The 15039-nt window shown below is 50.6% G+C and carries 16 protein-coding genes, 1 other RNA gene and 1 pseudogene; 6 read left to right on the forward strand and 12 right to left on the reverse strand.

The window, feature by feature from the left end:
* From PBA01S_RS08155 to PBA01S_RS08165, 3 genes and pseudogenes are all read right to left on the reverse strand, one after another.
* Nucleotides 1-604 (reverse strand): annotated as a pseudogene (locus PBA01S_RS08155) (L,D-transpeptidase); the annotation flags it as partial.
* 502 nt (nt 605-1106) lie between these two features.
* Nucleotides 1107-1349 carry a ferredoxin gene (locus PBA01S_RS08160; RefSeq protein ID WP_009222802.1) on the reverse strand — a complete coding sequence of 81 codons (243 nt, stop codon included), beginning with the start codon at nt 1347-1349 and terminating at the stop codon, nt 1107-1109.
* Nucleotides 1350-1480: 131 nt separating this feature from the next.
* Complete coding sequence (locus PBA01S_RS08165; protein ID WP_016312729.1) at nt 1481-2785, reverse strand: DNA polymerase IV; 1305 nt, start codon at nt 2783-2785, stop codon at nt 1481-1483.
* A 217-nt stretch (nt 2786-3002) separates the two neighbouring features.
* Between PBA01S_RS08165 and cimA the strand changes: the two genes are divergently transcribed.
* Nucleotides 3003-4622, forward strand: coding sequence for a citramalate synthase (gene cimA / locus PBA01S_RS08170; RefSeq protein ID WP_009222800.1), 1620 nt, complete (start codon nt 3003-3005; stop codon nt 4620-4622).
* A 65-nt stretch (nt 4623-4687) separates the two neighbouring features.
* Here cimA and PBA01S_RS08175 read toward each other — a convergent pair whose 3' ends face one another.
* Nucleotides 4688-5266: a TlpA family protein disulfide reductase gene (locus tag PBA01S_RS08175; RefSeq protein WP_028538731.1), complete on the reverse strand. Its 579-nt coding sequence runs from the start codon at nt 5264-5266 to the stop codon at nt 4688-4690.
* Nucleotides 5267-5403: 137 nt separating this feature from the next.
* Here PBA01S_RS08175 and PBA01S_RS08180 point away from each other — a divergent pair, with 137 nt between their 5' ends.
* Nucleotides 5404-5859 carry a M67 family metallopeptidase gene (locus PBA01S_RS08180; RefSeq protein ID WP_016312731.1) on the forward strand — a complete coding sequence of 152 codons (456 nt, stop codon included), beginning with the start codon at nt 5404-5406 and terminating at the stop codon, nt 5857-5859.
* Between the two features lie 12 nt (nt 5860-5871).
* Here PBA01S_RS08180 and PBA01S_RS08185 read toward each other — a convergent pair whose 3' ends face one another.
* From PBA01S_RS08185 to PBA01S_RS08195, 3 genes are read right to left on the reverse strand one after another with little or no spacing between them, the layout of a single operon-like run.
* Nucleotides 5872-6609, reverse strand: coding sequence for an exonuclease domain-containing protein (locus PBA01S_RS08185; RefSeq protein WP_028538732.1), 738 nt, complete (start codon nt 6607-6609; stop codon nt 5872-5874).
* Nucleotides 6606-7697 (reverse strand): DUF294 nucleotidyltransferase-like domain-containing protein, encoded by a 1092-nt coding sequence (locus PBA01S_RS08190; protein ID WP_127575757.1) that lies wholly within the window; start codon nt 7695-7697, stop codon nt 6606-6608. Before PBA01S_RS08190 ends, PBA01S_RS08185 begins: the two co-directional genes overlap by 4 nt.
* 54 nt (nt 7698-7751) lie before the next feature.
* Nucleotides 7752-9152: an ammonium transporter gene (locus PBA01S_RS08195; RefSeq protein WP_009222795.1), complete on the reverse strand. Its 1401-nt coding sequence runs from the start codon at nt 9150-9152 to the stop codon at nt 7752-7754.
* A 290-nt stretch (nt 9153-9442) separates the two neighbouring features.
* Here PBA01S_RS08195 and PBA01S_RS08200 point away from each other — a divergent pair, with 290 nt between their 5' ends.
* Both PBA01S_RS08200 and PBA01S_RS08205 read left to right on the forward strand, forming a co-directional pair.
* On the forward strand, nt 9443-9868 hold the full coding sequence (locus PBA01S_RS08200; RefSeq protein ID WP_174844472.1) for a MerR family transcriptional regulator: 426 nt from the start codon (nt 9443-9445) through the stop codon (nt 9866-9868).
* 62 nt (nt 9869-9930) lie between these two features.
* Entirely contained in the window at nt 9931-10611 is a 681-nt protein-coding gene (locus PBA01S_RS08205; RefSeq protein ID WP_016312736.1) for a zinc metallopeptidase, read from the forward strand.
* Between the two features lie 108 nt (nt 10612-10719).
* Here PBA01S_RS08205 and gltC read toward each other — a convergent pair whose 3' ends face one another.
* Nucleotides 10720-11637: a glutamate biosynthesis transcriptional regulator GltC gene (gltC, locus tag PBA01S_RS08210; protein ID WP_127575758.1), complete on the reverse strand. Its 918-nt coding sequence runs from the start codon at nt 11635-11637 to the stop codon at nt 10720-10722.
* A 96-nt stretch (nt 11638-11733) separates the two neighbouring features.
* Nucleotides 11734-12348 carry a rhomboid family intramembrane serine protease gene (locus PBA01S_RS08215; protein WP_127575759.1) on the reverse strand — a complete coding sequence of 205 codons (615 nt, stop codon included), beginning with the start codon at nt 12346-12348 and terminating at the stop codon, nt 11734-11736.
* Between the two features lie 107 nt (nt 12349-12455).
* On the opposite strand from PBA01S_RS08215, the gene tpx reads away from it, so the two are divergent.
* Nucleotides 12456-12977: a thiol peroxidase gene (gene tpx / locus PBA01S_RS08220; protein ID WP_127575760.1), complete on the forward strand. Its 522-nt coding sequence runs from the start codon at nt 12456-12458 to the stop codon at nt 12975-12977.
* Nucleotides 12978-13056: 79 nt separating this feature from the next.
* Here the strand turns inward: tpx and PBA01S_RS08225 are convergent, their stop codons facing one another.
* The 3 genes from PBA01S_RS08225 to PBA01S_RS08235 form a co-directional block, all read right to left on the reverse strand.
* Complete coding sequence (locus PBA01S_RS08225; protein ID WP_016312740.1) at nt 13057-13455, reverse strand: DUF1499 domain-containing protein; 399 nt, start codon at nt 13453-13455, stop codon at nt 13057-13059.
* A 180-nt stretch (nt 13456-13635) separates the two neighbouring features.
* A non-coding RNA gene (gene ssrS / locus PBA01S_RS08230) (6S RNA) lies at nt 13636-13825 on the reverse strand.
* A 74-nt stretch (nt 13826-13899) separates the two neighbouring features.
* Nucleotides 13900-14703 carry a YesL family protein gene (locus PBA01S_RS08235; protein WP_085278777.1) on the reverse strand — a complete coding sequence of 268 codons (804 nt, stop codon included), beginning with the start codon at nt 14701-14703 and terminating at the stop codon, nt 13900-13902.
* 187 nt (nt 14704-14890) lie between these two features.
* Here PBA01S_RS08235 and PBA01S_RS08240 point away from each other — a divergent pair, with 187 nt between their 5' ends.
* Nucleotides 14891-14992, forward strand: coding sequence for a hypothetical protein (locus PBA01S_RS08240; protein WP_016312742.1), 102 nt, complete (start codon nt 14891-14893; stop codon nt 14990-14992).
* Nucleotides 14993-15039 lie beyond the last annotated feature (47 nt).

Here is a 15039-nt window from a genome sequence, read left to right on the forward strand (position 1 = left end):
CGGCCTGCTCCATGCCCAGCGCTGCGGCATGGAGCAGAGGGGTTGCGGTTTGCCGCTGCAGCGCGAGCAAACCGCTTACGGCTGCCGCCTGCGTCCCGGCAGGGTCGCCGGCGAAGCCGATGGCGGTGAACGCCGGCTCTGCGAAAGCCGGCGTTCCCGCAGGCGCGCCTCCGCCCGCCTCATCCCCGGCGGGCTTCAGCGGTTCCTCCGATGCCTCCTCGCGGTCGGCATCGTCACCCGCACCTGCATCGACGGCGTGCACGGGCACCGCCGCCTGTCGATCCCCCGGCGCGTGAGCCGCCGAGGGAATCCACATCAGCAGCGCAAGAAGCAGCGCAAGACTGAGCTTGCGCAGGAAGCGGTTTCGTTTTTCCTTGCGATGCGACTCCTGCAACAGCCCTTCTTTATAACCGGCCAGCACTTCCTCAGGCAGCGGAATTTTGCTTGATTCAAACGCCTCGTACACGTTGCCCGCCTGAATATAGCAGTAGCGGGCTTTCCCCGCTTGCCCGCTTGCTTCATATTCTTTGCCTAGCAGATACCAAGCCATTTTATTATGTGGGTGGTTTTCCACATATTTTTTAAGGTAAGCCGAGTTCCCCATCAGTTCCTCCAATTAGAGAGTCGTTGAGAAATCCCTTTCATTCCTTATATCGGCAAAAACAACACCGTTTCTTATCCAGTTTTTCACCAATCTCAAAATTTCGCGACTATGTACCCAGCAAAGCAGGCCTCATAATCAAAAAGCTGCCGGACTCCTGTCACTGGCTGGACAGCTCTTTTGCATGATTATCCCTTTCATTCAGAACCCATTCTGTTGGAAGGCAAATTCCTATTCATTCTGATCCAATGGGATAGCTCATAGGAAGGAGGACGAAGACCTGAGCGAACGGGATAATCCTGCAAAAGCACTAAACAAAACTACCTGACCGAGCGGGATATTCCCGCAAAAGCGCCAAACAAAGCTACCTGACCCAACGGGATATTCCTGCAAAAAGGGGCCGAGATTGATAGAAAATCGCCTGATCCCACCCTGGCCGCCGTAAAAAAAGAACGCCCTCGCCAAAATCGGCGCAGAGCGTTCTTTGAGCAGTTATTCCAAAGGCTTAGCCTTCTTTATTAAATGGCTCATCTGCAACTTTGATGGAATCCGTTGGGCAGCCGTCGCAAGCGTCTTGGAGATCGTCGTACAGATCTTCCGGAATCTCCGTGATCCCGCGGTTGCCGTCATTGCCGTAAATTACTTCGGCCAAACCCTCATCGTCATAATCGTAGATATCCGGTGCTGTTGCGCCGCAAGCGCCGCAAGCGATACATGTGTCCTTCTCAACCCAAGTATATTTCGCCATCTCTTATCTGCCTCCTGAATAAACGGTACGAGTCCGGTGCTTTTTATAACACCATGATCAATATAATATAAATAGTTTACAATTTCAATTCATTTTCCGTATTATTCCAATCCCGATAGGTGATAATTCCTTCAACGAGCAGGGTCGTCCTCTTCGTCCCGGTTCTGGCGAAGGAAGTCAGTTTGCAACGAAGTTCCGCGAATGCGATGATTGCGAATTAATGCCGAGGGATCATCGGTCAACATTCCTGCCGTCAGCACAGCATCTTCTCCGAACTTATCTCTTAGCATGTCCATTGTTCGTGTTAATGACTCTTTTTTGGGCTGCCGCTCATAATCAAACAGATCCAGTTGCAACGCCGATTCCTCCCTGGGAACCAAATTTTGCAAAGTGATTCCCAGGAGTCGAACCGGCTTATCTTCGCTCCAATGGCGGCGGTACAACTCACAGGCTTCCCGGTAAATCACTTCCGCTTGTTCGGTGACGGTATCCAAACTTTGCGAGCGGGTGATCGTCTTCATGTCCGGGGTGCGGATCGTAATCTGGATCGTCTGGGCCATCAGATTTTGCCGCCGCAGCCGACGCGCAACTTGATCGGCGATGTTCAACAGCACGCGTTGCACGTCCTCCATCCGGCTGATATCCCGCGGAAGGGTGGTCGTATGGCCAATTGATTTATTCCGCTCGCGCTCATCGCTCACCGGCGAATCGTCCCTGCCGTTCGCCGCCTGCTTCATCCAAGCACCGGCCACCCCAAACCGCTCGATCAGCTTGCGTTCGTCGGCAGCCGCCAACTGCCCGATCGTATAGATTCGCATCGACTTCAGCTTCTCGGCCGTCTTCCGGCCGATGCCAAACAAGTCGCTGCACGGTTTGTCCCACAGCAGCTTCGGCACGTCCCGGATGCGCAGCACGGTGATGCCGTTTGGTTTTTTCATATCTGAGGCCATCTTGGCTAGCAGCTTGTTCGGCGCAATCCCAATCGAACAGGGAAGGCCTAGTTCTTCACGGATCCGCTGTTGGATTTGATTGGCAATTTCAAGCGGGGTCCCAAATTGTTTGGAGCCGGTAATATCGAGATAACATTCATCGATGGAAACCGCTTGAAGGAGCGGCGTGTATTCGTACGCAATGTCCATAAACGCCCGGGAATATTTGCGGTATAGATGGAAATCCGGCTGGATGACGATTAGCTCGGGACATTTCTTCAACCCTTGGCTCACGGTCATTCCGGTCGACACTCCCATTCTACGCGCGGTATACGAGCAGGTGACGATTACTCCTTTGCGCAGCTCCACGCTCCCCGCTACCGCGGTAGGTCGGTTTCGATATTTGTCCGGCTCCTCCGCCTCATGAACCGAGCAGTAAAAAGCGTTCATATCGACATGTAAAATGACTCTACCCCGCGCCGGGTAAAAATCAGCGGTATCTCTCATTTCCTACCCCTCGTTTATCATACGTTACTCCTAAGTTCAGCATACCTGTCCCCGGAAAGTCGGTCAATATCGCTAAGGGGCAAGAAGTTTATACTTTCTGTTCTCTCAAAAAAGCATGTTACATTTAACATGTTGATGTTATAATTATTAATTAAAAACTAAACATTCGGGGAGAGCTAACCACCCTCATCCATTGCTAAAGGGGGATACTTCGATCATGTCAAAGCCAATATCCATCTTCGACACAACCTTGCGAGACGGTACCCAAGGCGAGGGCATCAGCCTGTCGGCGGACGATAAGCTGAAGATCGCCAAAAAGCTGGATTACCTTGGGGTCCATTATATTGAAGGTGGAATTCCGGGCAGTAACGGGAAGGACATCGAATTTTTTAAGCGGGTCAAGGAGCTGAAGCTGCAGGCCAAGATTACAGCTTTTGGCAGTACACGCCGAAAAGACAGCCTAGCCGAACATGACGCTAACCTTAATCGGATGATCGAAGCCGGTGTTCCAGCTGCGACGCTGGTTGGAAAATCGTGGGATTTCCATGTGCATACCGCGCTGCAAACGACGTTAGAGGAAAACCTCGCCATGATCTTCGATTCGATCGCTTATCTGAAGCGGCAAGGGCTCGAGGTCATTTTTGACGCGGAACATTTTTTTGACGGGTATAAGAACAATCCGGAATACGCCCTCTCTGTCTTACGCAAAGCGGAAGAGGCTGGCGCAGACTGGCTGGTCATGTGTGACACAAACGGCGGCACTATGCCGCACGAGGTGTATGATATTGTCAGCGCATTGTGCCAAGTCATTCCCGGCTCGAAGCTGGGCATCCATACCCACAACGACTGTGAGCTGGCCGTCGCCAACTCGCTTAGTGCCGTCCGTGCCGGCGTAAGCCAAATCCAAGGGACGATGAATGGATACGGGGAGCGCTGCGGGAATGCCAACCTCTGCTCGATTATTCCAAATCTGCAGCTAAAGCTCGGCTACGAAGTGCTTGAACCTGACCGGTTAAAGCAACTGACCAATACCGCCCGTTACATCAGTGAGATCGCCAACGTGCATATGCCGGTCAACCAGCCGTATGTCGGGAACGCCGCGTTCGCCCATAAAGGAGGCATTCACGTCTCGGCCATCCTTCGCGATTCACGGACGTATGAACACATCGCTCCCGAACTGGTCGGTAACCGTCAGCGCGTGCTCGTCTCCGAATTGGCCGGACAAAGCAACATCCTGTCCAAAGCGCAGGAGATGGGAATCGAGTTCAATCCGGAGAACGAGAACACCAAACAAGTTATCGCCAAGATTAAAGAACTGGAGCATCAAGGGTATCAATTCGAAGGCGCTGACGCCTCGCTTGAATTGCTGTTGCGTCAGGCGAATGGCGATATGAAGGAACTGTTCGTCTTCGAATCGTTTAAGATGCTCGTTGAGAAGACCGCTGACCGTCCAGTTGTTTCTGAAGCCTTCGTCAAGCTGAAGATTGACGGAGTCAGCGTCTACACCGCGGCCGAAGGCAACGGTCCGGTTAACGCCCTCGACAATGCGCTTCGCAAAGCCTTGATTACCTATTACCCAGGCTTGAAGGATATGCATTTGTCGGACTACAAGGTGCGCGTCCTCGACGACAAAGATGCTACCGCATCGAAGGTACGTGTATTGATCGAATCCCAGGATTATCACAATTCCTGGAATACCGTTGGCGTGTCCAGCAACGTCATCGAAGCGAGCTGGGAAGCGCTAGTGGACTCCATCCGTTACGCGCTGCTGGGACAGACGAAACGGGAGGACTACGAAGAGATTCCTTCCGCCGGATGGGGACTCGTCAACCATTAAACGCCATCTCTTATGCGAAAAGCCCAAATCTCCGTTACTCACGGTGATTCGGGCTTTTTTCTGTGCTATATCAAGCTTTTGATCTTGGCTTCTAACTCTTCCGGCGAAATGACTCCGACGATGACGTCTCGAATCACGCCTTGTTCGTCAATCAGCACGTTGGTCGGAAAGGCAATACCATTATACTTCCGGTAAAGCTCCTCTTTTTCATCCAAGAGAACCGGGAAGGTGTAGCCATATTTTTTGACGAAGGCCTTGGCCTCATCCAGGTTATCGTATAATGTAACGTTCACGGCATAGATGTCCAGTGAATCCTTGTATTTCTCAGATAACGCCTTCAGCTCAGGCGCTTCCTCTTTACACGGATCGCACCAGGACGCCCAGAAGTTCAGAAGCAGCACTTTATCCCGCTTGCCCCCAACCTCATACGTCTTGCCATCCAAACCGGTTAACTCGAACGTTGGCGCAGTCGTTCCTGGCTTCGGAGCCCCTTCGGCTGCCATGGCGCCAAGCGAAGGTTCGTTATTGTCTCCCTTAGAGCCGCTGAGGAAGCTGCCAAACCAGCCCTCCTGTCCCCCACGGTCCAGCAGAGCGATAACCAGCAACACTAGCAACCCGGCAAGTATCCATCGATTCCGTTTCATCTTTTGCCCGTCCTTTTATGACCTCATCTGGTTTTGAAGCTTATGTTTACCGTAATTATTGTACCCTTTTTTAACGATTTGTTACAATGGATCGAGAAAAAGGTGAACTCTAACCTATCACGACGGGAGCATGCAAAATGAATCAATCTTGGATTTTGCCGCCGCATATTCGTGACGAAATGCTGCAGGATGGGCAAGATCGTTACCCGGAGGAAGCCTGCGGGCTGCTGTTTGGATCGCTGAACGGCCGCATCGGCACCATTGAACGTTATCTTCCTGTGGCGAACCATTCGCAGATTCCGTTGCACGCTTTTGAACTCGACCCCGCCATCTGGGTTCGCAGTTGCTTTGATCCGCGATTGATTGGCGTCTACCACACCCACCCCACTTCACCGCCGCAGCCATCGTCAGAGGATTTGCGTCAGCTTCCGAATTTTGCCGATCGCCTTCAATTGTACCTAATTGGTGGTCGGATGAATCCATCAAACGATAAGCCGCCCGGCGAACCGGACGGCTTCATGCTACACGCGTATGGGATAAGTGCTTATTCAGGAGGTTATCGTCTGCTGCCCATCAAGTTACGTGAAAATTAGGACAGCAAAGGCTTACGTTCGGCTTAAGAAGGTGTACAGATCTCCCAAAGTAATCACGTTTTGTTCTTTCAACCGTTGGATTAACGCGGTCCACAGCTGAGCTGTCATCTTGGAGTCTTCCAATGCGTGGTGTCGCTTCGTTACTGGAATCTCGTACACGGCCAGCCATTCGTCCAGGCTGCCAGAGATACGCCGGTCCGGTTCCAGCTTCCGGGCGATCATCATCGTGTCCAGCACCCGATGCCCGAGATGAGCTTTGGTGGTCTTCCATAACGCCACATCCAAAAAAGCTTTGTCATGGGCACTGCCGTGGGCAACCAACACCCGGTCATCCACGAATGCCATAAATTCGCGCAACGCCTCCAGCAAGGATGGAGCTGACTGAGCCATCTCCGGCGTAATTCCAGTTAGTTCAATGATTCGCTCAGGAATTTGACAAGCCGGTTTGGCCAGCGAGTAATACACCTCATCGGTGATTCGCTCCCCCTCCACTTTTATGGCTCCAAAGGACAAGATTTCATCACCATAATGGTAATGAAATCCCGTAGTCTCCAAATCGAAGACGGCCGTTTTCAATTCAGCCAGCGGAACGTGAAGTGTCTCTGGACGGCGCTGTCCTTTGGTTAATGAACGAACGAAAGCGATTTGCTGTGCGCTGGGAGCACCAAGCATCGAGGCGATCCTTGGCGACACTCCGCCGCCCTTAAAAGCATCCCAAAAACCACCATTTCCCTTCATCGGTTCTTTCATAACCATTTCCTTTCCGCATACCGGTGCTGCCTTTGGAGTGTGCGGTACATGACCTTGACCGTACTGAGTGATTCCCGCAGCTCGCGCCGGAGCTCTTTCTGTTTTAGCATTTCTTGGGGCAAGTAGTGAGAACCCGTGAGCAAGCCGTCTTCAATGATCGGTGATACAAGCGATCTCAACTTCACCGCCGTATTAAACGCGCGGCTGCACGACTCCAACCAACGTGTCGGAACAGCCTCAAGCTGAAGAAGTTGAGCAATCCGTTCCCAGGTGTTCGAGGCTTCGATCCCGTATTGCAAAGCCAAGTAACGCACGGCGTTCACGATCGGGATGTACAGCCCGTATTTCACGTCAAATTCTCCGGCATGCTCACCGCTTTGCTCTGTGATCACTTGCCCCAACACATTTAGTGCCGCTTTGTGACGGACAGTATTCCGCAAAATGGCCGTCACCACATCGCGTTCACCGCCTTGATCCGCCTCCATAATCCGCTTCATCGTCTTGCGCAAGCCATCGGTTAGCTTCGCATCCCCGCAGATATGGCGCAAATCGGCGGCAATCATCAAGTAACGAACCTGTTCCCAAGCCAAAATATCTCGCCATTCCAGCAGTTGCTTCTCCCACGCGTCAAGGTTGCCCCGCCATAACGGATTGGACACCATCACCTTGCCCGGACATGGGGGATAACCAACCTGCTCGAGAATCTCTGACAGCTTCTCACCAAAGCGCTCAAAGTAGACTTCAAGCTGATCCACATCACCATCCCCGTAAATCAAACCGTTATCCTGGTCGCTCCATAACGTGGGTTCCGCCCGACCGGCGCTTCCAAACGCAATAAAGGCATAATGCGAAGGAGGAGGGCCGAAGCCCTCCTGGATCATTTCTTCTTCACAGCATCGGCAAGCTTGGGTCATGACGGCATCATGTAGGTCCGAGACTTCACGGTTCCAATCCTGAATCGGCATCGTTGTCAGCTTGCGATACAAGCGATTCTGCTCATCGATTCTGGCCGCTCTTAGCGAACCGGGAGTTGCGGCGGACCGAATCGCGTCTAAATTTGCGTTGTTCATGGCCGTCTCATGACTCATAAGCCCAACTTCCTTTCTCTTCCGGACGCCTCACGCCAGGATCTCTGTCTTCAATTATTCCGCAGGAATACCAGACGAAGTTGTTTTGTTCAGTATGCTCATTTGCTCCGGATACCCGTAAGTACCATGTTCGCTGATATCCAGACCCATCGTTTCTTCTTCTTCTGTAACGCGAAGCCCCATCGTCCATTTCATAATTCCGAGAATCAGGAACGACAGTACCAGTACGAAAGCGAAAGTCCCGATAACACCCAACACTTGAACCCCTAATTGCCCAAAACCGCCGCCGTAGAACAAGCCTGCTTTACCTACACCTGTAGTTTCAGCCAGCTCCGGCGTTGCGAAGAGACCGGTGGAAACCGCACCCCATACCCCGGCGATCCCGTGTACGGAGAAGGCATAAATCGGATCATCCACACCAGCACGTTCAAACCATCTAGCGGTAAAGAAGGTCAAGATCCCAGCAACCGCACCGATGATAACGGAAGCCCAAGCATCAACGAAAGCACAAGAACCAGTAATCGCTACGAGAGCCGCCAGCACGCCGTTCAGCATGCTTGGAATATCCGACTTGCCCAGAACTGCCCAGGAGATCAGCAATGCAGCAACTGCACCAGCTGCAGCAGCCAGGTTCGTTGTCATCAACACATAACCGAAGAATCCATCACCCAAAGGAGTTAATGCACTACCTGGGTTGAAACCAAACCAGCCAATCCACAGAATGATAACGCCGAGTACCGTCAACACTTGGTTATGACCTGGAATGTTGTTCGGTTTACCGTCTTTATTGTATTTACCAAGACGCGGTTTCAGCAGAATCGTTGCTGCAAGCGCCGCTGTAGCACCCGTTAAGTGAACTACCGTCGAACCAGCGTAGTCTTGCATTCCCAAGTTACCAAGCCAGCCGCCGCCCCATACCCAGTGAGCGACAATTGGATAAATCAATACGATAAAGATTGTTCCGAAGATAATGTAGACACTGAGTTTCGCACGTTCTGCCATCCCGCCGCAGGCGATCGCCAGCGATACTGCTGCAAACGCCATTTGGAACAGGAACATCAGATTTAATGGTACGCCGATTTCAGCAAATACACTGAACGAACCGATATCCCCTTCTCCTCCAAAAAAGAACCCGGTTGTACCTAGGAAGCTGTTGCCGTCGCCAAAAGCGAAGCCAAAACCAATCAGCCACCAAGCAAGAATAGCAATCCCCAAGGTGAGGACGGTTTTACCTGCAACGTGTCCGGCGTTCTTCATCCGAACTGTACCCGCTTCAAGAAGAGCAAAGCCTGCTTGCATGAAGAATACGAGCATGGCTGCGACGAATACGAAAAGCGAGTTCAGGCCCAGCTCCAGAACCGGAGCGGTAACCTCTCCCTCCGCTGCGAACGCCGAGACCGGAAACGCAAACGATGCAAGAAAAATGAGTACCCCGTAAAGCCACTTCTTCTTCATTTTGAACACTCCCCCAATGTTAAGTTTCCTAACACAAAATGAATTGTTAATGTGATTATAAGAGAAAGATTCAGGGATGACAATACTTTTTTCAAAAAAAATCGCCAAATTGCATGTATTATTACATTGTATGTAAGGTATTTCGATAACACACCTTATAGTTACTGACAAAAATAAAGTATGACGTTTGACTGTATGCTTGTTGTTAAGTATTATGGGGATAAATAGAATAAATATAGAATGCTATCCTTTGGAATTGTCGGGAGAGTGATGACATTGGAGTAAAGAAACTGTACCGGATCGGAGAGTTAGCGAAGGCAGCTGATGTCAGCGAGCGTACAATCGATTATTATACGAAGCTCGGGCTGATCTCCCCGGAGAAGCGAACCCAGACAAATTATCGTTTATACAGTAGTGAAACCTTGACCAGGCTGGAACGTATTAATCAATTGAAACAGGAGAAATATACGTTGGAAGAGATCCGCGAGAAGCTGGACCAGTGGCACCGGGTTTCTCCGGAAGAACAAGTGACGGAGAAACTAAGCTCGCTGGAGCTCCATATGCAGCAGCTAGAACGCGAGGTCAAAGAGCTGGAGCCGCTCATTTCCAGCTTACAGCCGAACCAGGCCAAACGCGCTTTCGCCAATTTGCTTCCGCAAAGCTTGGCCTGCATGGAAGCGATTCGGCTTCTGCTGAATCACGGACCCTTTTCCTAACCCTTACTCCTGAACAGCCTCAATTGCTTCTTTGATAACTAAATCATATGGAGGAATGATTCATGTATTCAGACGTGATGCTGATTCCCATTCTGCTCGCATTTGGGTTGTCCTTGTGGGCGCAGTTTCGGGTGAAAGGCACTTTTAACAAATGGGCAAAGGTCCAGAACCTTTATGGCTTAACCGGTCATGATGCCGCAAGACGGATGTTGGATGCGAACGGGCTTTATGATGTCCCTATCGAACCGGTGCGCGGCGCGCTGACAGACCATTACGACCCGATTCACCGCGTTGTCCGCTTGTCGGAGCCGGTGTATTATGAGAGCTCCATCTCTGCGGTAGCCGTTGCCTGCCACGAGGTCGGACACGCAATTCAGCACAAGCAGAAGTACCCGATGTTGGTGCTGCGTCACCGGATGTTCCCGGTGGTGAACTTCGCCTCGGGGGTTGCTCCTTTCTTGCTTCTCGCCGGCTTCCTGTTCGGCGCACTGAACCTGATTGGTCTGGGGATTATTTTCTTCTCCGCGGCCGTATTGTTCCAGATCGTGACGCTGCCGGTGGAGTTCAACGCCAGCAATCGGGCCCGCAAAGTCATGCTTCAACAAGGCTTCATTTCGCCGAATGAAGCACGCGGTGTTGGCAAAGTATTAAATGCTGCAGCATTAACTTATGTAGCTGCCGCGTTGATTTCCATTCTGGAGTTGCTTCGCTACATTCTGATTTTTACAAGCAACCGCGAATAACCTGTAATCTCAAAAAAAGAGGCTGCACGGTACCGAGCCCAATCGGCTCGAGATCGTGCAGCCTTTTTTCGTTCCTACCTCGTAAATAGGTTCTTCTTGATGATTCCATTACTTCTGTTGGTTTGGCGGCGTATCCACCTGAAGTCCAAAGTATTCCAGCAGGAACATTCGGAACGATTGGGCTACCAGCGGCAGCTTCTCGTCGACCCGATGGATCAGCCCGATGGTGCGAGTCACCTTCGGTTCAGAGATCCGCACACGGATCGGCTGAAGCGTAAAGCTCTGAAACAGCGCCATTTCCGGCAGCAGACTGACGCCCATCCCAGCGGCAACCAACCCGCGGATCGTATCGGTCTCTTCACCTTCGAAGGCGATTTTCGGCGTAAACCCAGCCTCCAGGCAGGCATGCCAAACGATTGGCCGCAAGGAATATCCTTTGCTGAACAAAATGAACTTCTCGTCTTTCAGCTGGCTGAGCTTGATGCTCTGCTCCCCAGCCAGATGATGCCCCGGCGGAAGGATAGCTACCAAATCTTCAGTTAATACCACATTACCGGTGACTTGATCATGATTTTCCGGAAACGGAGAAATAAAAGCTAAATCCACTTCTCCCGAAACTACATCCCGAATTAATGTAGGATAAGTGCCTTGCCTGAACCGAAACTTCACATTGGGATACAGCTTGCGGAATTCTGCCACTACACTAGGAATCATATGAATACCTAGGCTATTAGGGAAGCCTAAGCGAATTTCCCCTTGCTCCGGATCGAGAAATTCGTGCACCTCGCTCACGGCCCGGTCGAGATCCTTCAGAATCATCTCCACCCGGCTGCAGAATAGCTGGCCCACAGCGGTAAGGTGGAGATTCCTGCCCTTCTGCATAAACAAATTAACGCCAAGCTCCTGCTCGAGCTGGTGAATTTGCCGGCTTACCGCCGATTGGGCGACGTGCAGTTCCTCGGCAGCCTGAGTCACGTGCTCTTTCCTCGCCACTTTTACAAAATACTGCAGTTGTCTCAATTCCACGAATCTGATCGCTCCATTTCGCATGTGCTACGAACATCGAACATCTTCTGATGACATAATACTCTAAATTTAATGTACCATTTACAATCCATTGGTTCAACGCTGTTTTAACAAACGGACAAGAAGTCCATAGATCAAAAAGCCGCCAACCAACCCGCCAACATGAGCGGCTAGGTTAATCTTGGGAACTAATAGTGAATAGATCACCCCAATAATGAGAAGGCTGTACAGCGTTTTTCGCGAGCTTTCATCCATCAGGTGACGCTGCAGCAAGGCAATGTAGAGAAATGCGCCATACACGCCATAGACAGCGCCTGAGGCCCCAACTGAGATATGAGGCACCGAGCTAAACTGATACACCACCATGCTGATCAAGTTGCCGACCAGTCCGCTGCCCAAATAGACCAAAGCATATCGCCACCAGCCCAGCAGTCGCTCCAGCGGCGGCGCAAATACCAGAATCGCAAACGAGTTCGAAAACAGATGATCAAACCCGTTATGCAGAAACATCGCCGTAAACAACCGCCAGCTTTCCCCGGCGAAAGGCTCGATATCACTCATCGCCCCGAATCTGAGCAGGGTAATCCGGTTCGTCGATCCCCCATTCAGCGCAAGGATGATAAACATGACGATGTTAGCTGCCAGAAGCAGACAGGTGACGGGATAATATCGCAGGTAGCTTCGCCAGTTCTCGTATCGTATGAAAATCAAACGGACCGCCTCCTTACCGTTGTTTTCCTAATGTTGGACATTTTCTTTTCAAAACGATTATAATTAAATTTGATTGAATAAATCCATCTGTCTAGGAGGAAATAAACATGGCCCAAGAACGCGCAAATGTAGCTACATTTAAAGGCAATCCGATCACACTGATCGGCCCGGAACTGAAAGTTGGCGATACAGCTCCAGATTTCCGCTTAAATAAAAACCTGCTGGAAGAAGCTACACTTCAGGACTTCGCCGGCAAAATCAAACTGATCAGCGTAGTTCCTTCACTGGATACCGGCGTTTGCGACGCACAAACCCGTCGGTTTAACCAAGAAGCTGCCGATCTTGGCGATGACGTCGTTGTGCTGACGGTCAGCGCAGATCTGCCTTTTGCCCAAGCTCGCTGGTGCGGCGCTGCTGGCGTGGACCGCGTCATCACGCTCTCGGATTATAAAGACAACTCCTTTGGCAAAGCCTACGGCGTACTGATCAAAGAGTTCGCGCTCGACATGCGTGCCGTGTTTGTCGTTGATAAAGACAATAAGATCCAATACGTCGAATATTTGAAGGAAATGACCGAGCATCCGGATTACGAAAAACCGGTAGCTGCCGTAAAAGCGCTGCTTTCTTAAGCCGAGGACTTCGGTACAAACGAAAAGCGAGTAGGAGAGGCATCTCCCTGCTCGCTTTTTTTGTCGTAGCCATACAGGTTTACTGGTTCGAAGAGACTTTATAAGCCGCCAGCTTCTTATCCAGCACAGAGAAAAGTTGAAGGATGTTCCGGTAATTTGCACCGAGGTCCCCCATCGATCCACGTGTCGCCGAATAAATATCAATCGCGCTCCGTACCGGCCCAGTGCCCACGATCGATACAGTAATGTCCATGACACGACCGAGGCTGGTCCGTTTCTCCAACGTGATCTCGCCGACGGACGGCACTTCATGCAGTACCTTATAGCCCGGAATTTTCTTTAACGTTGAGGAAACTTCCTCCCAACATTTCTCTTTGGATAATTGATAATATCTGGTTTTGAGTTCGGGCATCTTCGCACGGTCGCTGGTTCCTTCTTGGCTGCGGAAAATGCCGATTAACGTACGTTTAAATGACAACTGTTCTTCCTCCTTCACGATCCTGCCCTATGTAACTTGGGTATGCGTTTTCTTAATCTCTAGTTTAACATTCTTGGCAGACAAACAAAAGCGAGGTTGAACATTTTGGCACAAACAAAAAAGCACCTTGTCCCCTTTCATTGACAAAAAGAGTACAAGGCACCATTCTCATGCTTCATTAATAGACCCGCCTATGCCGTCCGATTACATTATCTCGAACCTGCACCCGCAGGTGGGTGACCGCAACGACGCTTATGAAGTCCCCTCATCCGATGGATAGGGCCTTTCAGCGGCGGCGCAATGTAGGTCTCCCGAGATAACTGTCATTGGTTCAAAATAACGGAAATCGAAACGCACATCGCAGGACGTAAACCTATTATACGGCTTCGTTAAGCAAATGTAAACTCATCTGACAAGGATGGGGATGGCAATTTCCGCCATTTTTCAATCCTTCTCTTTTTCCTCACTCGACGGAAGTTCAAGTCCCAAGTCCTCATCGTCTTGCTGGGTGCTGCTGCTCGAAGCATTTTCGTTTTGGCGCATCCGCTCTACCTTCTCCTGGATCTTGTTATAAGCGATGTAGAAGTTATAGAACGCGACGAAGGCTGTTAAGCTGCCGAACCCGAAGAAGATCAACCAGCCGAAGCGCAAAGTCAGAAACCCAAGCACACCCGCGCAGATCAGGGTGGACAAGGTGCGGAACGGCCGAAGAATCGTAAACAGGATCGCATTCTTGATCAACTGAAGTGCACCCAGATGGTAGTGGGCCACCAGCGAGAAGAAGTTAAACAACGATAGAGATAAGATCAACAGGAAGAACAGCATCACCATGCCAATCATCTGCAGGTTGTTCATCTGGTTCATGTACACTTCATAGTCCACATACATAATCGCGAACAGGATCGTATAGAAGATACCGCCGATCATGCTTTGCTTGTAATTTTCTTTGTACCCTTTGAAGTAAACTTTGATGATACTTAAGTCACTTTCCCCCATCACCCATTTCCGAGTCACGGAAAATAAAGCGGCCGTTGCTGGAAACAGTGTAAACGGTGCCAAAACACCCATGATCCAAATCGTGAGCGTCTCCGGCTGAGGCGTCGGTGATTGCAGCAATAAGAGCAGTTTCATTGCCAGGACGATCATAAACGGCGAGGAGCACAGCAGCCATAGCAGGTTACTGCCGGCAATACGCATAATCCATTCGGTAATTTTATAAAATCCGCCCATCAAACCTTTGTATTCCAAGTAAAGTTCCCCTCTCAAGCTTTGTATAGTGGAATCGCTCTGCCTATATTAACTATACATGATTCGTCCAGCTCGTTCCAGCGCCTAATTTGTGCGGCTTTGGGTAAGTGTCTAATCTCATCGGGCCGCTGTGCCATAGTATATACCGTAACTTCAAACCATCAACATCTTCAAAGGAGGTTATCACATGTCCGGTGTAGGATATGGCGGTGGATTCTGGACTTCCACGGGTACGATTCTGGTTCTGTTCATTCTGCTCGTAATCGTGAGCCGCACGATCTTCCTGTAATGAACACAAACACAAAGAAGACGGAGAATCCTCCGTCTTCTTTCATT

The sequence above is a fragment of the Paenibacillus barengoltzii NBRC 101215 genome (assembly GCF_004000745.1).
Classification (GTDB): Bacteria; Bacillota; Bacilli; order Paenibacillales; family Paenibacillaceae; genus Fontibacillus; species Fontibacillus barengoltzii.